This window comes from Shinella sp. BE166 (genome assembly GCF_051201095.1).
Classification (GTDB): Bacteria; Pseudomonadota; Alphaproteobacteria; order Rhizobiales; family Rhizobiaceae; genus Shinella; species Shinella lacus.
Window position 1 is genome coordinate 29,012 of record NZ_JBPEHL010000003.1, and the last position, 18,294, is coordinate 47,305.

General features: G+C 63.3%; 12 protein-coding genes and 1 pseudogene. 4 read left to right on the forward strand and 9 right to left on the reverse strand.

Going from position 1 to position 18,294, the window contains the following annotated elements; genetic code table 11:
• Window positions 1-161: 161 nt before the first annotated feature.
• The 6 genes from J2Y63_RS07595 to J2Y63_RS07620 form a co-directional block, all read right to left on the reverse strand.
• The gene (locus J2Y63_RS07595) at window positions 162-884 is read right to left on the reverse strand and encodes a response regulator transcription factor (protein ID WP_435265551.1); all 723 of its coding nucleotides are present in this window, start codon (window positions 882-884) and stop codon (window positions 162-164) included.
• Window positions 885-992: 108 nt separating this feature from the next.
• Window positions 993-1,610, reverse strand: coding sequence for a methyltransferase family protein (locus J2Y63_RS07600; RefSeq protein ID WP_435265552.1), 618 nt, complete (start codon window positions 1,608-1,610; stop codon window positions 993-995).
• A 173-nt stretch (window positions 1,611-1,783) separates the two neighbouring features.
• Window positions 1,784-4,849 carry an efflux RND transporter permease subunit gene (locus J2Y63_RS07605; RefSeq protein ID WP_435265553.1) on the reverse strand — a complete coding sequence of 1,022 codons (3,066 nt, stop codon included), beginning with the start codon at window positions 4,847-4,849 and terminating at the stop codon, window positions 1,784-1,786.
• Window positions 4,849-6,075 (reverse strand): efflux RND transporter periplasmic adaptor subunit, encoded by a 1,227-nt coding sequence (locus J2Y63_RS07610; RefSeq protein WP_435265554.1) that lies wholly within the window; start codon window positions 6,073-6,075, stop codon window positions 4,849-4,851. The genes J2Y63_RS07605 and J2Y63_RS07610 overlap by 1 nt, the downstream gene beginning before the upstream one ends.
• Window positions 6,076-6,197: 122 nt before the next feature.
• A complete protein-coding gene (locus J2Y63_RS07615; protein ID WP_435265555.1) occupies window positions 6,198-7,052 on the reverse strand; it encodes a DUF3313 domain-containing protein in 855 nt (284 codons plus the stop codon).
• A 48-nt stretch (window positions 7,053-7,100) separates the two neighbouring features.
• Window positions 7,101-8,273 (reverse strand): patatin-like phospholipase family protein, encoded by a 1,173-nt coding sequence (locus J2Y63_RS07620; protein ID WP_435265556.1) that lies wholly within the window; start codon window positions 8,271-8,273, stop codon window positions 7,101-7,103.
• 291 nt (window positions 8,274-8,564) lie between these two features.
• Here J2Y63_RS07620 and J2Y63_RS07625 point away from each other — a divergent pair, with 291 nt between their 5' ends.
• Window positions 8,565-8,765, forward strand: a complete 201-nt coding sequence (locus J2Y63_RS07625) for a hypothetical protein (RefSeq protein WP_435265557.1) — start codon at window positions 8,565-8,567, stop codon at window positions 8,763-8,765.
• On the opposite strand, the gene J2Y63_RS07630 is transcribed toward J2Y63_RS07625, so the two are convergent.
• The 3 genes from J2Y63_RS07630 to J2Y63_RS07640 form a co-directional block, all read right to left on the reverse strand.
• On the reverse strand, window positions 8,762-10,150 hold the full coding sequence (locus tag J2Y63_RS07630; RefSeq protein WP_435265558.1) for a sensor histidine kinase: 1,389 nt from the start codon (window positions 10,148-10,150) through the stop codon (window positions 8,762-8,764). The two genes, J2Y63_RS07625 and J2Y63_RS07630, sit on opposite strands and share 4 nt — an antisense overlap.
• Complete coding sequence (locus J2Y63_RS07635; RefSeq protein WP_435265559.1) at window positions 10,147-10,902, reverse strand: response regulator; 756 nt, start codon at window positions 10,900-10,902, stop codon at window positions 10,147-10,149. The genes J2Y63_RS07630 and J2Y63_RS07635 overlap by 4 nt, the downstream gene beginning before the upstream one ends.
• A 99-nt stretch (window positions 10,903-11,001) precedes the next feature.
• A complete protein-coding gene (locus J2Y63_RS07640; protein WP_435265560.1) occupies window positions 11,002-11,148 on the reverse strand; it encodes a MipA/OmpV family protein in 147 nt (48 codons plus the stop codon).
• A gap of 240 nt (window positions 11,149-11,388) precedes the next feature.
• Between J2Y63_RS07640 and J2Y63_RS07645 the strand changes: the two genes are divergently transcribed.
• The 3 genes and pseudogenes from J2Y63_RS07645 to J2Y63_RS07655 all read left to right on the forward strand — a co-directional run bounded on the left by J2Y63_RS07645 (window position 11,389) and on the right by J2Y63_RS07655 (window position 18,268).
• Window positions 11,389-14,025, forward strand: coding sequence for a glycosyltransferase family 39 protein (locus tag J2Y63_RS07645; protein ID WP_435265561.1), 2,637 nt, complete (start codon window positions 11,389-11,391; stop codon window positions 14,023-14,025).
• A gap of 87 nt (window positions 14,026-14,112) precedes the next feature.
• Window positions 14,113-15,189: an efflux RND transporter periplasmic adaptor subunit gene (locus J2Y63_RS07650; RefSeq protein WP_435265562.1), complete on the forward strand. Its 1,077-nt coding sequence runs from the start codon at window positions 14,113-14,115 to the stop codon at window positions 15,187-15,189.
• A pseudogene (locus J2Y63_RS07655) lies at window positions 15,186-18,268 on the forward strand (efflux RND transporter permease subunit). The gene J2Y63_RS07650 and the pseudogene J2Y63_RS07655 overlap by 4 nt, the downstream one beginning before the upstream one ends.
• The last annotated feature ends 26 nt before the right edge of the window (window positions 18,269-18,294 follow it).

Consider the following 18,294-nt stretch of genomic DNA (forward strand, 5'->3'; position numbering starts at 1 on the left):
TGCCCACAACAAGTGGCCAGGACCAATCGACATTCAGTCCAGGCCGTGCCGAAAATGGTGCGTTTCCGCGATCCGGAGCGCTGCGTACTTTTGGTACGTGAGCACCGGAAGCGCGGAAAATTGCCGTTTGGAGGCCGGCATGGGCTGAATGTCGATTGGCCTTAGGATTGCTCGACCCGGGCGGTGAACATGTAGCCGCCGAGCCGCACAGTGTGCAGCAGCGCCGGCGTCTTCGGGTCCGCTTCGATCTTCTGGCGCAACCGGCTGATATGCACGTCGATGCTGCGCTCGATCGGTCCGGCAAGGCCGCTATGGGTCAGGGACAGAAGCTCTTCGCGGGTGATGATCCGGCCGGGATTCCGGCAAAAGGCCAGCAACAGATCGAACTCCGTCGTGGTCAGCGCCACCCTGGCATTGCTCGGATCATGCAGCTGCCGGCGCAGCGGATCGATCTGCCAGCCATCGAAGCGCAGCTTGCGCTGATCGACATTGTTCGCCAGGCCGTAGGACGCCCGCCTCAGAAGGCTGCGGATACGGGCAACGATCTCCCGGGGGCTGAAGGGTTTGGTGACATAGTCATCGGCGCCCACTTCCAACCCGACGATGCGATCGATCTCTTCCCCCAGCGCCGTGAGCAGGATGATCGGCGTGGTCTTCTCCGAGCGGATGCGCCTGCAAATGCTGAGGCCATCCTCGCCGGGAAGCATCACGTCCAGAATGATCAGGTCGAATTCGTTGTTGCGCAGCAGGGATTGCATCACCCGCCCGTCTTCCGCGACGGTCGCGATCATCCCGCTCTCCTGCACCGTCAGCGCGAGGAGACTGCCGATCTCCGGATCGTCTTCGACAATCAGGATTCTTGCATTTGCGGAACTCGATTGCATTCTCGTCTTCCCAACCTGAACGCGCATATAATGCTTATCACGCGGGCGACAAACATTTCGCTTTGTTACGTTTTGTTGCGAGGAAATGGGGCGACTGCGCGGCAGGTGCTAGAACGGCAATGTCCAGAAGACCGGCAGCAATTCCGCCGCCTGCCCCAGCTTGATGAGCTCGATGCCCAGCCAGGCGGCCAGGAAGACGGCGCCGTCCTTGAGGCCGCTGACGGCTTTCTCGGATCGCAGTGGGGTATCGTCGGCCTCCCGCCAGAGCGAGAAATCCGGCAGGAGCCTCGGTGTCACCCGGCGATAGTGCTCGAAGCTGTGGCCATAACGGCCGGCGAGGAAGGCTTCTTCGCCCCGCATCGCCATGTCGAAGGCGAAATAGGCGATGCCCGTCATCGCGACCATCGACAACAAGCTCTCGGTCTGCGCGCCGAGCCCGGCAATGCCGATCAGGCTGAACAGGTAAAGGGGATTGCGGGTGATCGAATAGGGGCCGTCGGTGACGAGTTCGGCATTCTTGCGTCCACCGATATAGAACAGCGACCACACGCGACCGGCAATGGCCGTGAAGATTGCCAGCAATCCCGTCAGTTCGAAGAGGGAATTCACAAGCGGCGCACCGGGCGGCGACGCCGTCACGGCCAGCAATGCGAACGCGACGGCGCCGAAGAGGCGGAGCGTATTGATGCGGTATTGCTGCAGGAAGGGAGCGCGGACCTCAGCCATGATCCGCCTCCCCTGCCCGCTTGCCCGTCGCTGGGTGCAGTTTCCGTGATCGGCAAACGATGAAGAGCATGTCGCAATGTCTGTGCTTGAAGGAAAGTCGATGGATTTCCTTCCCACGGGCGGGATCGCGCCGGCTTAAAGATTTGTTTCGACTGATTAAGAAGTTGTACGCCTTATTGCGTCTCGGCTGGACGGACCATTGGTCCGAACGTCCGGCTCACCCGGTCGCCCAGGCCCGACATGACCAGGTGCAGCGACGGGATCACGATCAGCGACAGCACCGTGGACACCAGCAGCCCGCCGATGACGGCGATCGCCATGGGCGCGCGAAACTCGCCGCCATCGCCCAATCCGAAGGCGGAGGGCGCCATTCCTCCCACCATCGCGAGCGTCGTCATGACGATGGGGCGCACCCGCTCCAGGCAGGCCTCGACGATGGCCTCCGTGCGGGAAAGCCCATGCGCTTCGCGCTCGATCGCGAAGTCGAGCAGCATAATGGCGTTCTTGGTCACGATGCCCATCAACATGAGGATGCCGATAACCACGGGAAGCGACATCGCATTGCCGCTGAAGAGAAGCCCTGCGGCAACGCCGCCGATCGACAGCGGAAGGGAGGCGAGGATGGTCCAGGGCGCCAGAACGCTGCGAAACAGCAGGATCAGCACGATGAGAACCAGCATAATGCCCGATCCCATCGCCACGAAGAAACTCTCGAAGACATCGCCCTCGGAATCGGAATCGCCGGTCGCCTGAAGGCGGACACCCTCCGGAAGGGCTTTCACGCTCTCGAGCTGCATCAGCCGGTCGAGGCCCTGTCCCGATGTCATGCCGTCCTTCAGGTCCACGCCGATCTCGATCCGGCGCTGGCGATCGAAACGATCGATCGCGGCGACCGTCTCGTCGAAGCCGATGTCGGCGACGGCGGACAAGGGGATATGGTTGCCCTTGTCTGATGGCACGGACAGCATTTGCAGGATCGGCAGCCGGTCGCGTGCGTCAGGCGAGAGCACGACGCGTATCGGGATCTGGCGGGAGCCGTCGATGAAGCTCGCCAGCCTGCTGTCTGTGTCCCCGATCGTCGAGAGGCGGATCGTGTCGGCGATCACGGCGGGCGTTACGCCAAGCAGCGCGGCCTTGTCGGTCAACACGGACATCCGCAGTTCCGGGCGCGTGGCGACATTGTCGCTTGCGGGCTTGACGAAGCTCGGGTCGCCGGACATCTCGTTCAGGATGGCATCGGCGGCCTGTTGCACCGCTTCTCCATCGCTTCCCAGAACAGCGAAGGACAGGTCGCGGCCGCCGCGATTGTTGAGGAACCTCAGGCGCACATCGGCGATGGAGGCGAGCTTGTTTTCCATGTCCGCCTCGACGGCGAAGGAGGAGCGGTCCCGCTTCGTCTTGTGCACGAGGTCGATCAGGATCACGGCATAGCGCAGATCCTGCTGCCCGTTCATGCTGGCCCCCGCGCGTGCGAAAACACCCTCGACCTCGGGGAATGTACTCGCGCGAGCCGCGATCTCATCGGTGATGGCGCGGGTCTCTTCCAGTGTCGCGCCCGGAGGCAATTCCACGGTGAGCGTCAACCGCCCCATGTCTTCATCTGGCAGGAAGGCCGTCGGCACCGATGCAAGCGACATGACGGAGAGCGCGAACAGGCCGAAAGCGCCGGCGATCGTCGCCCATCGCCAGCGAAGGCTCATCCTCAACAGGCTCTGGTAGGCCCGCAACAGGCGACCGTCGCGCGACTCCGTCCGCGGATGGCCGGTCATGAAATAGGCGGCGAGGATGGGCGTTATCAGCCGTGCGACCAGCAGGGAGAAGAACACGGCGATGGCGACGGTCAGGCCGAATTCACGGAAATAGAGGCCGACGATGCCGCTCATCAGCCCGACTGGCGCAAAGACCGCAATGATGGTCGCGGAAATCGCGATGACGGCAAGCCCGATTTCATCAGAAGCGTCGAGCGCGGCCCGATAGGCGGACTTGCCCATGTTGCGATGGCGGACGACGTTCTCGATCTCGACGATCGCATCATCGACAAGGATGCCGGTCACCAGCGTGATGGCCAGCAGGCTGAGGATGTTAAGCGAAAAGCCGAGAAGGTCGATCGCGAAGAAGGTCGGGATGATCGACAATGGCAGCGCCACGGCGGCAACGATGGTCGCCCGCCAGTCGCGCAGGAACAGGAAGACCACGACGATGGAAAGTGCCGCACCCTCCAGCAAGGTGTTCATCGCCGAGCGATAATTGCCCGTCGTATAGGAGACATTGTCATCTACCAGCCGGAACTGGACGGCCGGGTTCTTCACCGCCAATTCGGCAACAGCGACCGCAACAACCTCGGCGACCCCCACCTCGCTTGCGCCCTGCGAGCGCGAGACGGCGAAGCTCACGATCTCTTCGCCGTTCAACGTCGCAAAGGACCGGGGTTCCGCAATGGTGTCGCGAACGCTTGCAATGTCCGCAAGCCGAACGGAACTGTCTCCGGCCAGCGCAAGGCGCCGCTCGGCCAGGCTCGAAACGGTCTCGGCGGAAGCGGCGGTCGTCAGAACCTGTTCGCGGCCGTTGATCTCCTGGCGCCCACCCGATCGTTCGAGCTGGCTCTGGCGGATCGTTTCGTTGACTGCGCCGGCGGTGAGTGCAAGCGCCTGCAATTTGTCGGCATCGAGTTCGACGCGGATCTCCCTGTCGCCGCCACCGATGCGCTCAACCCGGCTGACGCCGCGCAATCCCTGGAGATCACGCGCCACCACGTCGTCGACGAACCAAGACAGGTCCGAGACCGTCATGTCCTGGCTGAAAACGGCGTAGGTGACGACGGACTGGGCTTCCTCTTCCAGCCGCTCGATCACCGGCTCGTCGATGCCATCGGGCAGATCGCCCCGCACGCGCGCCACCGCATCCCGCACGTCGTCCATCGCGCGGTCGGGCGAGACCAGGCCGAGCTCGAACTCGACGGTGGTCACGGAGCGACCCTGGTCGACCGTCGATGTCAGTTCCTTGACGGCAGGTAGGGATGCGACCGCGTTTTCGATCGGCCGCGTCACTTCGGTTTCGAGCTCGACCGGCGTGGCGCCGGACTGCTCGACGGTGATGCGCACGAGCGGGGTGACGATCGCCGGAAAATAGGTGACGGGCAGCCGGGAGAAACTGTAGAGCCCTGCAACGGTCAGCACCACGAAGAACAGGAACGACGGCAGCGGGTTTCGAATGGCCCAGGCGGAAATGTTGGCGTTCATCACCGGATCTCCCTCGTTTCATCGACGCTCGGCAGGGAGGCGGCCAATCTGTCCGCCGGAGCGGCATCCAGCGTTGCGACGACCGGCTGCACCCTGTCCTGCGCCTTCAGGAATCCGCCCGCTTTCAAGACCACCATCTCCCCGTCATCGACGCCGCGCGTGATCTCCACCAGGCCGCCCTGACGGGCACCGACCGTGACGGGCCGCACATCCACGGCGCCTTCCGTAACAACGAAGATCGTGTCCGCGCCGCGCACGGTCTTCACCGCGCTGCCCGGAAGAAGAATGTTTTGGCGTTCGGAAACATCGATGCGTCCCTGCGCGAAAACGCCGGGCGTGAGACCATCCCGCCTGTCGAGCGCGATATAAACCTGACCGCTGCGGGTCGCAGGATCGAGCTGCGCGGCCTTCAGCCTCAGCGTACCGGAAACAGGATCCTCGTGGCCGGGAAGCATCACGTCGGCGCGCATGCCGTTTTGCAGGCGAACGAAATTCGTTTCCACCACGGAGGCGACGAATTCCATGCTCCCCTCTTCCGCGATGAGGAACAGCGGCGTGGCGGCGTCCGAGGTCATCGCGCCGAGGCGCGCCGTGCGGCTGAGGATGAGCCCGGCCATCGGAGCCCGCACCGTGCTGCGCTCGATCGTCAGCTCGATTTCCGCGCGTTCGCGGGTCACCAAAGCGGCTTCCGCCTCCGCAAGGGCAAGAGACTGACGCGCCAGGCCCAGTTCGGCCGCCGCCCTCTCATGGGCGTTGCGGTGCTGGTCCAAGACCTGTTGCGAGATGACGTTTCTGGCATGCAGCACGCGGCTGCGCTCGAAAACGCTCGCGGTTTCCGCTTCCGTCACCCGCGCCACATCCACCCGGGCGGCCTCCACCGCGACGGCTGCCTTTGCCCGCTGCATGCTGACGGCATTGCGAGCGAGCCGCATCCGGGCATCGGTCGTGTCGAGCACGGCGAGCGGCTGGCCCTTTTCGACATACTGCCCGGCCTCGACGAGAATCTGCCGTATCTCCTGCCCCTGGATGAAGGAATGCACCTGCACTTCCTCGCGGGACACCACCGAGCCGACGACGGAAACCTGCTCGGTCACCGTGCTCTGCCGGGCGACGACGACCGTAACCGGCATCTGCTCCTGGGCTTTCAGCGTCACGGGGCAAGACAGCAGCAGGACGCCCAGCAGCAAACGGGCGCGCGTTGAATGTGAGCTGGATTTCTCACGCATGAAACCACCTTCCGATTGATCCGAAGGCACATCGCCCCGGCATGATCCGGATCAAAGGCTACCGATCCATGACGCTCTCGGTGTTTCATCGCATTACGAAAGATTGCGCTTGGGCACCGTGCTCAGCGTTTCTGCTCCGCGCCTGCCTTGTCGGTCCAGGAGGGCGGCATGCCGAGTTGCGCGCCAGCAAAATCCTTGAGGCCGGGCGCCCGGCCGAACCGTTCGCATGCAAGATATTTGGGCTTGCCGCCCAGATTGGATTTCAGCTTCTGCGAGGACGGCAGCTTCGGCAGGCCCTTGAACGGCGTCTTGCCGGTAACGAGCATCTTTGAAAAATCGTTGCCGAAACTGCTTGCGAGTGAATAGGCGTCGCCGACCTGGGAAACCCGCGCATCCGTGGTCAGGGAATTCGCACCCTTGGCCCAGACCATGGCGCCAAGCTGCTTTCCGTCCCTGGTCGTCGCCTCGGCCTCGACGGCGAGCCCGCCGAGGCCGAAAGGCAGTCTCGGCACGCTCACGGGAAGCACGAAGGAGGAGCCGAGCGAGGCGACCGTCGAGACGCCGGCGACCGTGGCATTGGTCGGCACGATGCGGACGATGGTGGCATGGACGACGAGATCGGCATCCTCCTTTCGCTCGACCACTGCAAAGCGGTCGCTGACGCCGATGCACAGTGCGCGGCTGATGGCGTTCGCCACCAAGGCTTGTTCCGAGGATTTTTGTGTCGACAGCGCTGCGGTCGGCGAGATCCGGGTCGGCTCGATGTAGACCGTCCGGATCGTGCCCAGGTCGCCGGGCACGGCCTTGTATTTCGCCTTTCTCAGGCGCCCGTCGACGGGCGTGAGGCCTTCATAGGATGCCAGTGAATTCGCCTGCTCCAGCGGCACCGAGGCGCAGCCGCCAAGGATCGACACGACGAGGCAAGGGAAAAGCGCGGCGCCGAGCGGTCGGTGCCGCCCAATGGAAAGATGCAGCATTTTCAGTCTCCTGTCAGGATTTTTTAAAGGGAGGACGGGCCGGTGCATCTATGGCGCCTGCTCCACAGGTTGGGCGATCCTCAACGGCTCGCTGAAAGACGGCCTGTCTTTCCACAGGCTGCCGCTCGCCGCTTTTGCATAACCAAGATTGTAGACGGCGCGCATGTAGTTGGTGTTGAACGGGTCGGTCATCTTGTAGGGGACCTGCGTGTCTATCGAGGCCACATGAAACCGGATGCCGGTCTTCTGGGCATAGACGTAGGTGGCCAGCAGCGCGCTGCGCGTCTGCGCCTTGATCAGAGCGGAATTCGCCCGCGCCATGACGGCAAACGTGTTGTTCGTCGTCGTCGAGAATTCCGGAATGAGCGCGTTGTTGACGATGATGAACATGTTGAATTTGAAGCCTTTTGGCCAATCGACCTTGTCGGAGCTCGCCATCCAGCCTTCGGGGATCGTGAGGATCTGGGAGGCCGAACCGCCGTCGGAATGCATCTCCTCAAATGCCCTGCCCTCGGATGTCGCCTTGATGAGGACGGCGGGATAGAGGCCGGGGATGCTTGCCGAGGCGATGATGACGTCCTGGAACAGTTTCAGGGCATCGGTCCGGCCGCTATTGGCGATGGCGCCCATGTTCCAGATCACCGCCCGCTGGGAATCGAGGTTCGAGGTCAGGACAAGCAGGCGCCGACCCTTGCGATGCTCTGCAGCGATCTTCGCCAGAATGTCGCGCGTCAGGTAGCGCTCCACCATCGTGCGAAGCGGCGCCTGCTTCAGGAGGCTCGCGCCAAGTAGGCCCTTCGGCAAGAAGTCTGCATCGATCAGCTCCTTTGCGACGCCGCTCGTATAGAGATCGACGAGGGTGTGGTCGTAGGGGGAGCCGAGGAAAGCGTAAGGCGCAATCAACGCGCCCGTGCTGACACCGCTGACGATGTCGAACTGCGGCCGCCCGCCCTTATCCGACCAGGCCTTCAGCGCGCCGACGCTGAAGGCGCCGCCCGCGCCGCCACCGGACAGGACGAGATAGTTGATTTCGTTGCGGGCCGGGACCGGCAGCCAGCCGCGCGCATCGGGCAGGTCTCGCCCGGTATCCGCATAGATGCGGATATGCTCGAAGCCCTCGATCGCCGCGTTTGCCGCGGCACGCGGCCCGTAGGCGATGCGGTCCGGCGCCACGCAGCCGGCGAGGAAAACCAGCATGAGGATGGCAATGCAGCGATGCACGTTGGCCACTCTCAGGGGAAGAAAGAAAATGGCTGTCGAGCGCCGATAGACCATTGGTTTTCAGCCGCAGCAGGCCGCCGTTGTCTCATGCCAAGCTTCCTTCGAAATCGCATCTGACGGCATTAGGTCTGATTCATCATTGCCTTGGGTTTCGTGTTGTTAAGAGATGTTGGCGCGCGGGCTTTGGCGCCCGGCAACAAAACTTCACCAAACGCCTTGGTTTCGTCCCCGTTTTGACATCGCGAGGTTTTGTGCCGCGGCTATCCAAACGGCAGCAGAATGGAGATCACGATGACCGAGCGCGAAATGACGATGGCAGAGATTCTGAAGGACCCGCTCATCCGGCAGATGATGCGGGCAGACGGAGTATCCTTGAGACAGATGCGGCAACTGCTGCGCGACGCAGCCCGTGCCCGCACGGCCGAGAGGCACGCCTGCACCTTTCCGGGGATGGTCGCACGGGAGAGGGCTTCGCCAAGGCCGGAGGCTTAAGCGATGGCCTTCCCTTTTGCGACGAAGCGCGCGCTGCTTTGAACCGAGATGGCCTGGATCGCCGGCAGATGTATCGTCACGCGCAGGCCATGCGGCAAAATATTCTCCATCGCGAGCGAACCGCCATGGCCTTTTACGACTTCGTCCGCAATCGAAAGCCCCAATCCGAAACCGCTATTGGAATTCGGCGACCGCGCCTCGTCGGCCTTGAAGAAGGGCTCCAGCACTTTTTCCTCGAGCCCTTCTTCAAGGCCGGGACCGTTGTCGCTCACCGTGATCACCGCGCCGCCCTGCGGATTGCTGCGCAATTCGACGCTGACGACCGTGCCGAACCGCACCGCATTTTCCACGATGTTGGTGATCGCGCGGACAAGCGCCTTTTGCCTGCACAGATATCCAAGCCGCTCCGGCCCGCTGTAGCGCACCGTATGGCCGAGATCCCAGAATCCCGAGGTGATCGTCTGCAGCAGGCTGGAAATATCGACCTTTTTCATCGGCTCGGCGGTCGCATTGCTGCTCAGATATTGCAGGCTTTCCTCGATCATGGTGGTCAGCGTTTCGATATCCGCGAGCATCGCGTCCCGTGATGCCGGGTCCCTGGAGCGCTCCACGCGCATGCGCAGCCGGGTCAGCGGCGTTCGCAAATCGTGGCTCACGGCCGTCAGCATCCGCGTCCGGTCGTCGACCATTCTACGGATACGCCGCCGCATGTTGTTGAGCGACGTCGCGAGCGTATGAAGTTCCTTGGCGCCTTCGGCCGTGAACAGCTCGTCCTCATTGTCGTCGAGACGCAATCTTTTTGCCGCATCCGCAAAACGCACGAGAGGCGACGTGATCATGCGCCCCATGTAGAGCACCAGCAGAAGCATCGGCAGCATCAGGATGGTGAGCTTGGCGACGAACTCCAGAACCAGGCTGAGAAACGACGGGGAATTGTAGGCCTTGGAGAAGCCGATAACGAGGGCACGCCGCGCGTCAAGGCGCACCGCTACCGAATTGTGCCGCTCGCTTCCCGGCGGGTTTTGCAGCGCCACCGCTTCGAAATCGTCAGGCAGGAGGCGGCGCAGCTCGTCCGAGACGGCATGGGTATCTTCCGCGCGCGCCTGCGCTTCGCTCGCGGAACTCCACGGCACGACCGTCAATTCGAGGCCGAGAGGCGCGCTGGAGCGCACCAGGTCCTGTACCTCGGGATTGTCGCCCGCATTCCTGAACTGCGTGACGATCATCTCGATTTGCGTGCGCCGGACCATCAGCAGCTTCTCATTGTAGAAAATGAGCGGCTCGGGCAGCATCGCAATGATAAACACGATGATCACCGGGATCGGAAACAACGCCACCGCTATGAACTGCCACCGTATGGATGCCTTGCGAAAGCGGTCGATCATGTCTCTACCTCCACCTCCGGCGTGAAGATGTAGCCACCGAGGCGGACGGTTTTAATGAAGGTGGGGTCCTTGTAGTTCGGCTCTATCTTTTGGCGGACGCGGCTGACATGCACGTCGATGCTGCGCTCGACGGGTCCTGCGGAGCCGGCATGCGTGCGGGTCAAGATGTCCTGCCGCGTCATGACGCGCCGAGGGTTCTGGCAGAAGACGAGCAGCACATCGAATTCCGCCGTGGTGAGCGACACATGCACGCCGTCGCTGTCGGTCAGTTCGCGGGTGACGGGATCGATCCGCCAGCCGGCGAATGTCATGCTTTCCAGGCTCGGCTTGACCTGCATCGAATAGGACGAACGCCGCAGGAGCGCCTTCACTCTCGCCAGCAACTCCCTGGAGTTGAACGGCTTCGTGACATAGTCGTCCGCGCCCAGTTCCAGCCCGACGACCCGATCGATTTCTTTCGACAGGGCTGTCAGCATGAGGATGGGTATCGTATCGGACGACCGGATCCGCCTGCAGATGCTGAAGCCATCCTCGCCCGGCAGCATTCCATCCAGGATGATGAGCTGGAACTCCTTCTTTCTCAGCAGGCGGTCCATTTCGAGCGCCGAACCGACGGCCTCGGCCGCGTATCCGGCTTCCCGCATAAGCTCGATGAGCATGCTCGCAATATCGCGGTCATCCTCGACGACGAGGATGCGGGCAGACGCCTGGGCGAGAACATTGCTCGCAGTGTTGTTCATGACCTCAGCCATTCCGGTCGCCCTCCCGGCAAAGACTATCCCGCCCGCCATCGTGGCTGTCAGCAACAATTGTGTTTATTTTTGTTGCTGCGGCTCCGCCGCTACCATGCCTCAGAATTTGTAGCCCACGAACATCATGACCGACGGCTGGGTGTCTTTCTGGACGATGGGGCTGTTTTTCGCACCGCCGGTCAGGATGACGAGTTCCGTCTGGCTCCTGACGAACCAGTTGCCCGTCTGTTTTATCTCGGAAGACAATGTTCACTCCTGGGTGCGTTAGCATTCTGCAGGCCGCATGGGCCGCGGGGCGAAAATTGGTGGGGATTCGCTTTGGGATGGGTTTTGTCTTGTTAAGAGATGTTTCTCCCGCGCCTGCCAAGGCAACAACTCCGAGCAAACGTTAATAAGTCTTAAAACCATCCGGCCGGGGGAGCGGCTAGTTCCAGGCAATGGCGTCGTCGGATTGCCGACTGCGCGTTGCATTGCCCGGAGAGCTCCATGTTTTCATATCGGATGCCGTCGCATGAGGCGGAACACGCCAAGGCCTTCCAGCTATCGGATGTCCAGGACATCCGCCCCGCCGTCTCGATCATCGTGCCGACGCTGAATGAAGCGGAGAACATCGACCGCATCCTCGGCGACATCATCGACAGCGTGCGTGAACACTTCAATTTCGAGATCATCGTCACGGATGGCGGATCGACCGACGGCACATGCGAAAGCGCGAATCGCTGGGCAAGTCGGCACCCCATTCGCCTGGTCAGGAACGACGGCCCCGGCGGACTGGCGGAGGACGTGTTTTCGGCAGCGGCGAAGGCGCGGTTCCCGATCCTTGTCGTTCTCGACGCGGACGGCAGCCATCCCGCGAGTTCCATTCCAGATCTCGTCCGCCCTCTCGCCTCCGGGCGTTTCGACATGGCCGTCGGCAGCCGCTATGTCGAGGGTGGACGCACCGTCGGATGGCCGCTCCACCGCCGCCTTCTCTCCCGGCTCGGCGGCGCATTCGCCTCGCCCTTCACCGACGTGAGCGATCCGCTTTCAGGCTTTTTCGCCGTGAAGCGGGACCGCCTGCTGGCCGCCGGCTCCCATGCCGAAGGCTTCAAGATCGGACTGGAGGCAATCTTCGCCGGTGGCGACGCCCTGACGGTCACCGAGGTCCCGATCTCCTTCACCGACCGGATCAAGGGGAAATCGAAGATCGGCGCGCGCCAGTTCGCGGCCTATCTTGGCCAGTTGGTGCGGTTTTCCAGGGGAACGGACACCTCGGACACCTTTCATCGTTTTGCGGTGGTGGGCTTTGCCGGCTTCGTGCTGGATTTCGCCATCGTGTCGATGATGCGCATTCTTGGCGCCGACATCACCGTCGCGCATATGTCCGGTTTCTGCTTTGCGGCCCTCTTCAATTACCTGGCACACGCGGAATGGTCCTTCAAAGACCGCGCAGGCAACAGCACGCGGTTCGCGCGTTTTCTGCTTCTCTCCGTGCTGGCCCTGGCGATGCGCGGTGGTTTCATTGCGACGGCCTCCGACCTCGGGCTACCCTTCCTGTGGGTGCTGATGTTGGGCATCGCCGGCGGCGGCATCGTCAGCTACGTCGGAAACGAGTTCTACGTCTTCCGCAGCGATACGTTCCTGCCGTCGACGACCCGGTGGAAACTCGCCTCGGTCGCCGTTGCCGCCTATGTCGTCATGATCCGGATCGTCTACCAGGGCAGCATCGACCTTATCCCGCAGGAAGCCTATTACTGGAATTATGCCCAGCATCCGGCCTTGGGTTATCTGGATCACCCGCCGATGGTCGCGTGGCTGATATGGCTCGGCACGTCGATCTTCGGCAATTCCGAGTTCGGCGTGCGCGCGGGCGCAACCCTGTGCTGGCTGCTGACGGCGTTCTTCCTCTTTCGCCTTACCGACAACCTGTTCGGCCGCACATCGGCCTTCCTGGCCCTGCTGCTCGTGTCCATTCTCCCGTTCTTCTTCGCCATCGGCACCGTCATGACGCCGGACGCGCCGCTGACGGCTGCCTGGGCGGGAGCGTTGTATTTTCTGGAACGTGGCTTGATCGGACGGCGCCGAAGAGCCTGGCTCGGGGTGGGCATCTGCATCGGCCTCGGCATGTTGTCGAAATACACGATCGCCCTGCTCGGGCCGGCGACGATCGTTTTCCTGATCATCCATCCGCAATCCCGGCACTGGTTCCTGTCGAAATGGCCCTATCTCTGTGCAGCCATCGCCATCGCTTTGTTTTCGCCCGTGATCCTCTGGAACGCCACCCACGACTGGGCGTCCTTCCAGTTCCAGGGAAGCCGGCGATGGCTGGCGGATATCCGGTTCTCCACGCACACGCTTTCGATGTTCATCACAGCCTTGCTTGGCCCCGTCGGACTCGCACTGGCAGGCATCACGATGGCCAGACTGGTGCGGCTTGCCGACCATCTCGCCATGCGCGGGCCTGCCACGTTCATCCTGGTCTTCACCCTCGTCCCACTGTCCGTCTTCCTTGGCTTCAGCCTGCTGCACGGCGTCAAGCTGAACTGGACCGGACCGCTCTGGCTTGCGCTGCTGCCGGCGATGGCGAAGATCGTTGCAGACGCCGTGAAACAAGGCCGCAGGGCACGGCTGGTTGCGGCGTTGAAAGTCGGCACGGCAACGAGCATCCTGTGCTTCGCCCTGTTCCTGCACTATCTGGCGTTGGGCCTTCCGTTCACCGGCTATTCCAGCACCCTGCGCGGCCTACCGATCGCCTGGGAGGAGTTTTCCGCCGGCGCCGAGCAGATCAAGGCTAAGGTCGCAGCCGAAACCGGATATTCGCCGCTGCTCGTCGGCATGGATGCCTACAATATCGCGAGCCAACTCGGCTTCTATGGCCAAGGGCGAACAGCCTTGGACGACATCACCAGCCAGAATCTTTTCGGACAGAACGGCCTGATGTTCGGCACCTGGCACGCCGGAAAGGCGTCCGCGGGCCGCGTCGTCATCCTGTACGGCGTGAAGGAAAACAGTGTCTCCGGCGAGGAGCTCGCAAAGTGGTTCGACACTATCGGCCCCGTCGAAAGACGGGCCGTGCAGAAGAATGGCAGCGTGGCGGGCACGTTCTTCTATCGCGTGGGCTACGGATTTCGCCAGCCAACTTAATCTAACTTAACCGAACTTGACCGCACTTCACATGCGATCCGCTACATCCGTGCGAGCTTCCCGAAAAATCGAAAGGAAACCCGCACGATGCGACCGACACCTCTTTTTCTTGCGCTTTTCCTCGGCGTGAATCCCGTTTCCGCCGCCGAAGCCGCGCTCGCGCCACAGGATGAGGCGGCGGTCGCGCTCACCGTCGCCGTGGCAAAACCCGTGGAACGCCAATGGCCCGAAACCGTGCCGGCCAGCGGCTGGCTGAAGCCCTGGCACGAGGCGGTCGTCGCCGCGGAGACCGGCGGCCTGCGCGTGACCGATGTGCTTGTCGACGTCGGCTCGGTGGTCTCCAAAGGACAACCCCTCGTCCGGCTCGCCGACGAGGCCGTGCGGGCGGAACTGCGCAAGGAAGAGGCGGCGCTGGCAAGCGCCAAGGCGGACCTCGCCAAGGCGAAAGCCAATGCCGACCGGGCGCGCCGGATGCAGACAAGCGGCGCGCTGTCGGAGGAGAAGATCACCGAATATCTGATTGCCGAACAAACGGCGACGGCAGGCGTCGAGGTGGCGCAAGCCCTGCTGGACAGCCAGGCGATCAAGCTGGCCCAGACGATCATCGTGGCGCCCGACGACGGCTTGATTACGTCGCGCTCCGCCCAGCTTGGCGCCGTCGTTTCGTCCGGCACGGAGCTGTTCCGCCTCATCCGCCAGCAGCGCGTCGAATGGCAGGCGGAAGTCTCCGCCCGCTATCTGCCGCGCATCAAGGCGGGCCTGACCGCCACGATCGTCGGTCCCGATGGCCGCCGCCTCAAAGGAACCGTCCGGCTCGTCGGACCGACCGTCAGCACGGACACCGGACGCGCGCTCGCCTATGTCACGCTGCCTTCCGAGGCACGCCCACCCATCGGCCTCTACGCCACCGGCCAGATCGAACTCGATAGCACGCCGGCCCTCACCGTACCGGAGTCGGCGCTCGTGCTGCGCGACGGCATCAGCTACCTCTTCACGGTGGATGCGGACCGGCGCACGTCCCGTATCCGCGTGGAAACCGGGCGCCGCAAGGACAGCGAGGTGGAAATCCTCTCCGGCGCCGATCGCGCGGCCGATGTCGTGACGGCCGGCGGTGCGTTTCTGTCCGACCGCACACTCGTCCGGGTGGAGGAAACCATCCGATGAACGTCTCGGCCTGGTCGATCCGCAATCCCGTTCCCGCCATACTCCTGTTCATCCTGCTGACCGCGGGTGGCCTTCTCGCCTTCGACCGGCTGGCGGTCCAGAACTTTCCCGACATGGTGCTGCCGACGATCAAGATCAACGCCACGCTCGAAGGCGCGGCACCTGCCCAGCTGGAAACGGAAGTCGCGCGCAAGATCGAAGACAAGCTCGCCGCGCTGAGTCTGCTCGACCACATCACGACGACGATCACCGACGGCGCGGTCTCCATCACCGTCTCCTTCCAGCTGGAGAAGGACAGCGAGGCGGCGCTGAACGAAGTGCGCAACGCCGTCGACAGCGCAAGCGGCGACCTGCCCTCCCAGATGCAGACGCCCGGCGTCACCAAGGTCACCGTGCAGGGCTCGCCTCTCCTCACCTATGCGGTGCGTTCCACCCAGCTCGACGACACGGAACTCTCCTGGTTCGTCGACAATGCCATGACGAAAGCGCTGCTCGCCGTCCCCGGTGTCGGCGAGGTCAGCCGGCTCGGCGGCGTCGACCGCGAGGTGCATGTCGATCTGGACGCCGGCATCATGGCCTCGCTCCATCTGAGCGCGGCGACTGTTTCCGATCGTCTGAGGTCGATGCAGTCGGACACTTCGGGCGGCCGGGCGGAGATTGGCGGGGCCAAGCAGGCGATCCGCACGCTCGGCGCCGTGTCCTCGATCGAGGCGCTGAAGGCTCTGCCCATCCCGCTTCCGAGCGGCGAACTGGTGCGGCTCGACGAGATCGGCAGCGTGACGGACAGCTTTGCCGACCGGTCGTCGATCGCCTATCTCGACGGCGAAGCCGTGATCGCTGTCCAGGTCAAGCGCTCAAACGGGTTTTCGGACACCGGTGTCGCAGCCGCCATCGAAACCGCGATGAGGGATTTTTCCGCCGCCAATCCCGATGTCGAGATCGTCGAGGCCTACAGCACGATCGGGCCGATCGTCGAAAACTACGACGGCTCCATGAACATGCTTTATGAGGGCGCGATCCTGGCGGTCGTCGTGGTCTGGCTCTTCCTGCGCGACTGGCGGGCTACTTTCCTCTCGGCGGTCGCGCTGCCGCTCTCGGTCATTCCGACCTTCCTCGTCATGTATTTTGCGGATTTCAGCCTGAACACGGTGACGCTGCTAGCGCTCTCGCTGGTGGTCGGCATCCTCGTCGACGACGCGATCGTCGAGATCGAAAACATCGCCCGCCATCTGCAAATGGGCAAAACGCGAAGCAAGCGGCCCTTGAGGCGGCGGACGAGATCGGCCTTGCCGTCATCGCCACGACCTTCACGCTCGTCGCGGTCTTCCTGCCCACCGCCTTCATGAGCGGCATTCCCGGCCTCATCTTCCGCCAGTTCGGCGTGGCGGCCGCCGTCGCGGTGCTCGCCTCCCTGCTCGTCGCTCGCCTGCTGACCCCGATGATGGCCGCCTATATGATGAAAGCACACCCCGTCGCTGTGAAGGACGGCTGGATCACGCGCACCTACATGGCGCTCGTGAAGACCTGCCTCAGCCATCGCAAACTGACGGTCCTCGGTGTCTGCATCTTTCTCGCCCTGTCGCTCTCGACGATCACCTTGCTGAGCACCAGTTTCCTGCCCGCGTCGGACGATGCGCAGACGCAGGTCACCCTGACGCTGCAACCCGGCAGCACGATCGAGCAGACGGACAGGGCCACGCGGCGGGCGGCGGAGATCGTGTCCGGCCTGCCCGGCGTCACCCGCGTGTTCTCCGCCGTCGGGAGCGTCTCATCGGGCGACCTGCTCGACGCGTCCACGACCGTCGATACGGCAACGGCCTCGCTCGTCGTCGACCTCACGAAAATCGGCGAGCGGGACCGCACGCAGAGCGAAATCGAAAACGACATCCGTCATGCCCTCGCCGTTCTTCCGGGCATCCGGGTCGAGGTCGGCACGGGCGGCAACGGCACGACGCTTCAAATCACGCTTGCCAGCGACGATCCCGATGCACTCGACCGGACCGCCGGCGCCCTTGAAGACCAGTTGCGCACGCTCCGCGGCATCGGAGCGGTCACCTCCAGCGCCGCCCTGCAGGCGCCCGAAATCCAGATCGTGCCGGATCTCGACCGCGCCGCGGCCCTCGGCGTCACGGCGGAGGCGATTTCCGAGGCGGTCCGCGTCGCGACGAATGGCGACTACGCCGCCGCACTCGCCAAGCTCAACCTGCCGCAACGACAACTCGCCATCCGCGTCCGGTTCGATCCCGGCAATCGAACGACGCTCGACGACATCGCAAACATCCGCGTTTCCGGTGGCCGCGGCAGCGTCGATCTCGGCTCCGTCGCCGATATCCGCATCGGCGGCAACCCGTCGGAGATCAGCCGCATCGACCGCTCGCGAAACGTGACGCTGTCTTTGGAACTGAACGGGCGCATCCTGGGCGACGTCTATCGCGAGGCGCAGGCGCTGCCCGCACTTCGCGACCTTCCCGATGGGGTAAAACTCGTCGAACAGGGGGAGCTGGAGCGCAGTTCCGAGCTTTTCGGCAGTTTCGCCATCGCCATGGCGATCGGCGTCTTCTGCATCTATGCCGTCCTAGTCCTGCTCTTCCACGACTTCCTCCAGCCGCTGACGATCCTCATGGCGCTTCCGCTGTCGCTCGGCGGCGCCCTGCTGCCGCTGGTCGTCACCGGAACCGGCTTCTCCATGCCGGTGGTGATCGGCCTGCTGATGCTGATGGGCGTGGTGACGAAGAATTCGATCCTGCTGGTCGAATACGCAATCGTCTCGCGCCGCGCCGGTCTGTCCCGGTTCGACGCTCTCGTCGACGCCTGCCACAAGCGTGCCCGCCCGATCGTCATGACGACGATCGCGATGGCCGGCGGCATGTTCCCCGTGGCGCTCAGCCTCAGCGGAGGTGACGGAAGCTTCCGCCAACCGATGGCAATCGTCGTCATCGGCGGCCTGATGACCTCCACCCTGCTCAGCCTCGTCGTCATCCCGGTTATCTTCACCTTCGTCGACGATGTCCTTGAGATGCTCAAGCGCCTTGTCGGGGTTACCAAAACGGCGCCGTTCGACGATCCTCGCCGAGCGTGACCATTTCGGCGACCGCGCCCTGCATG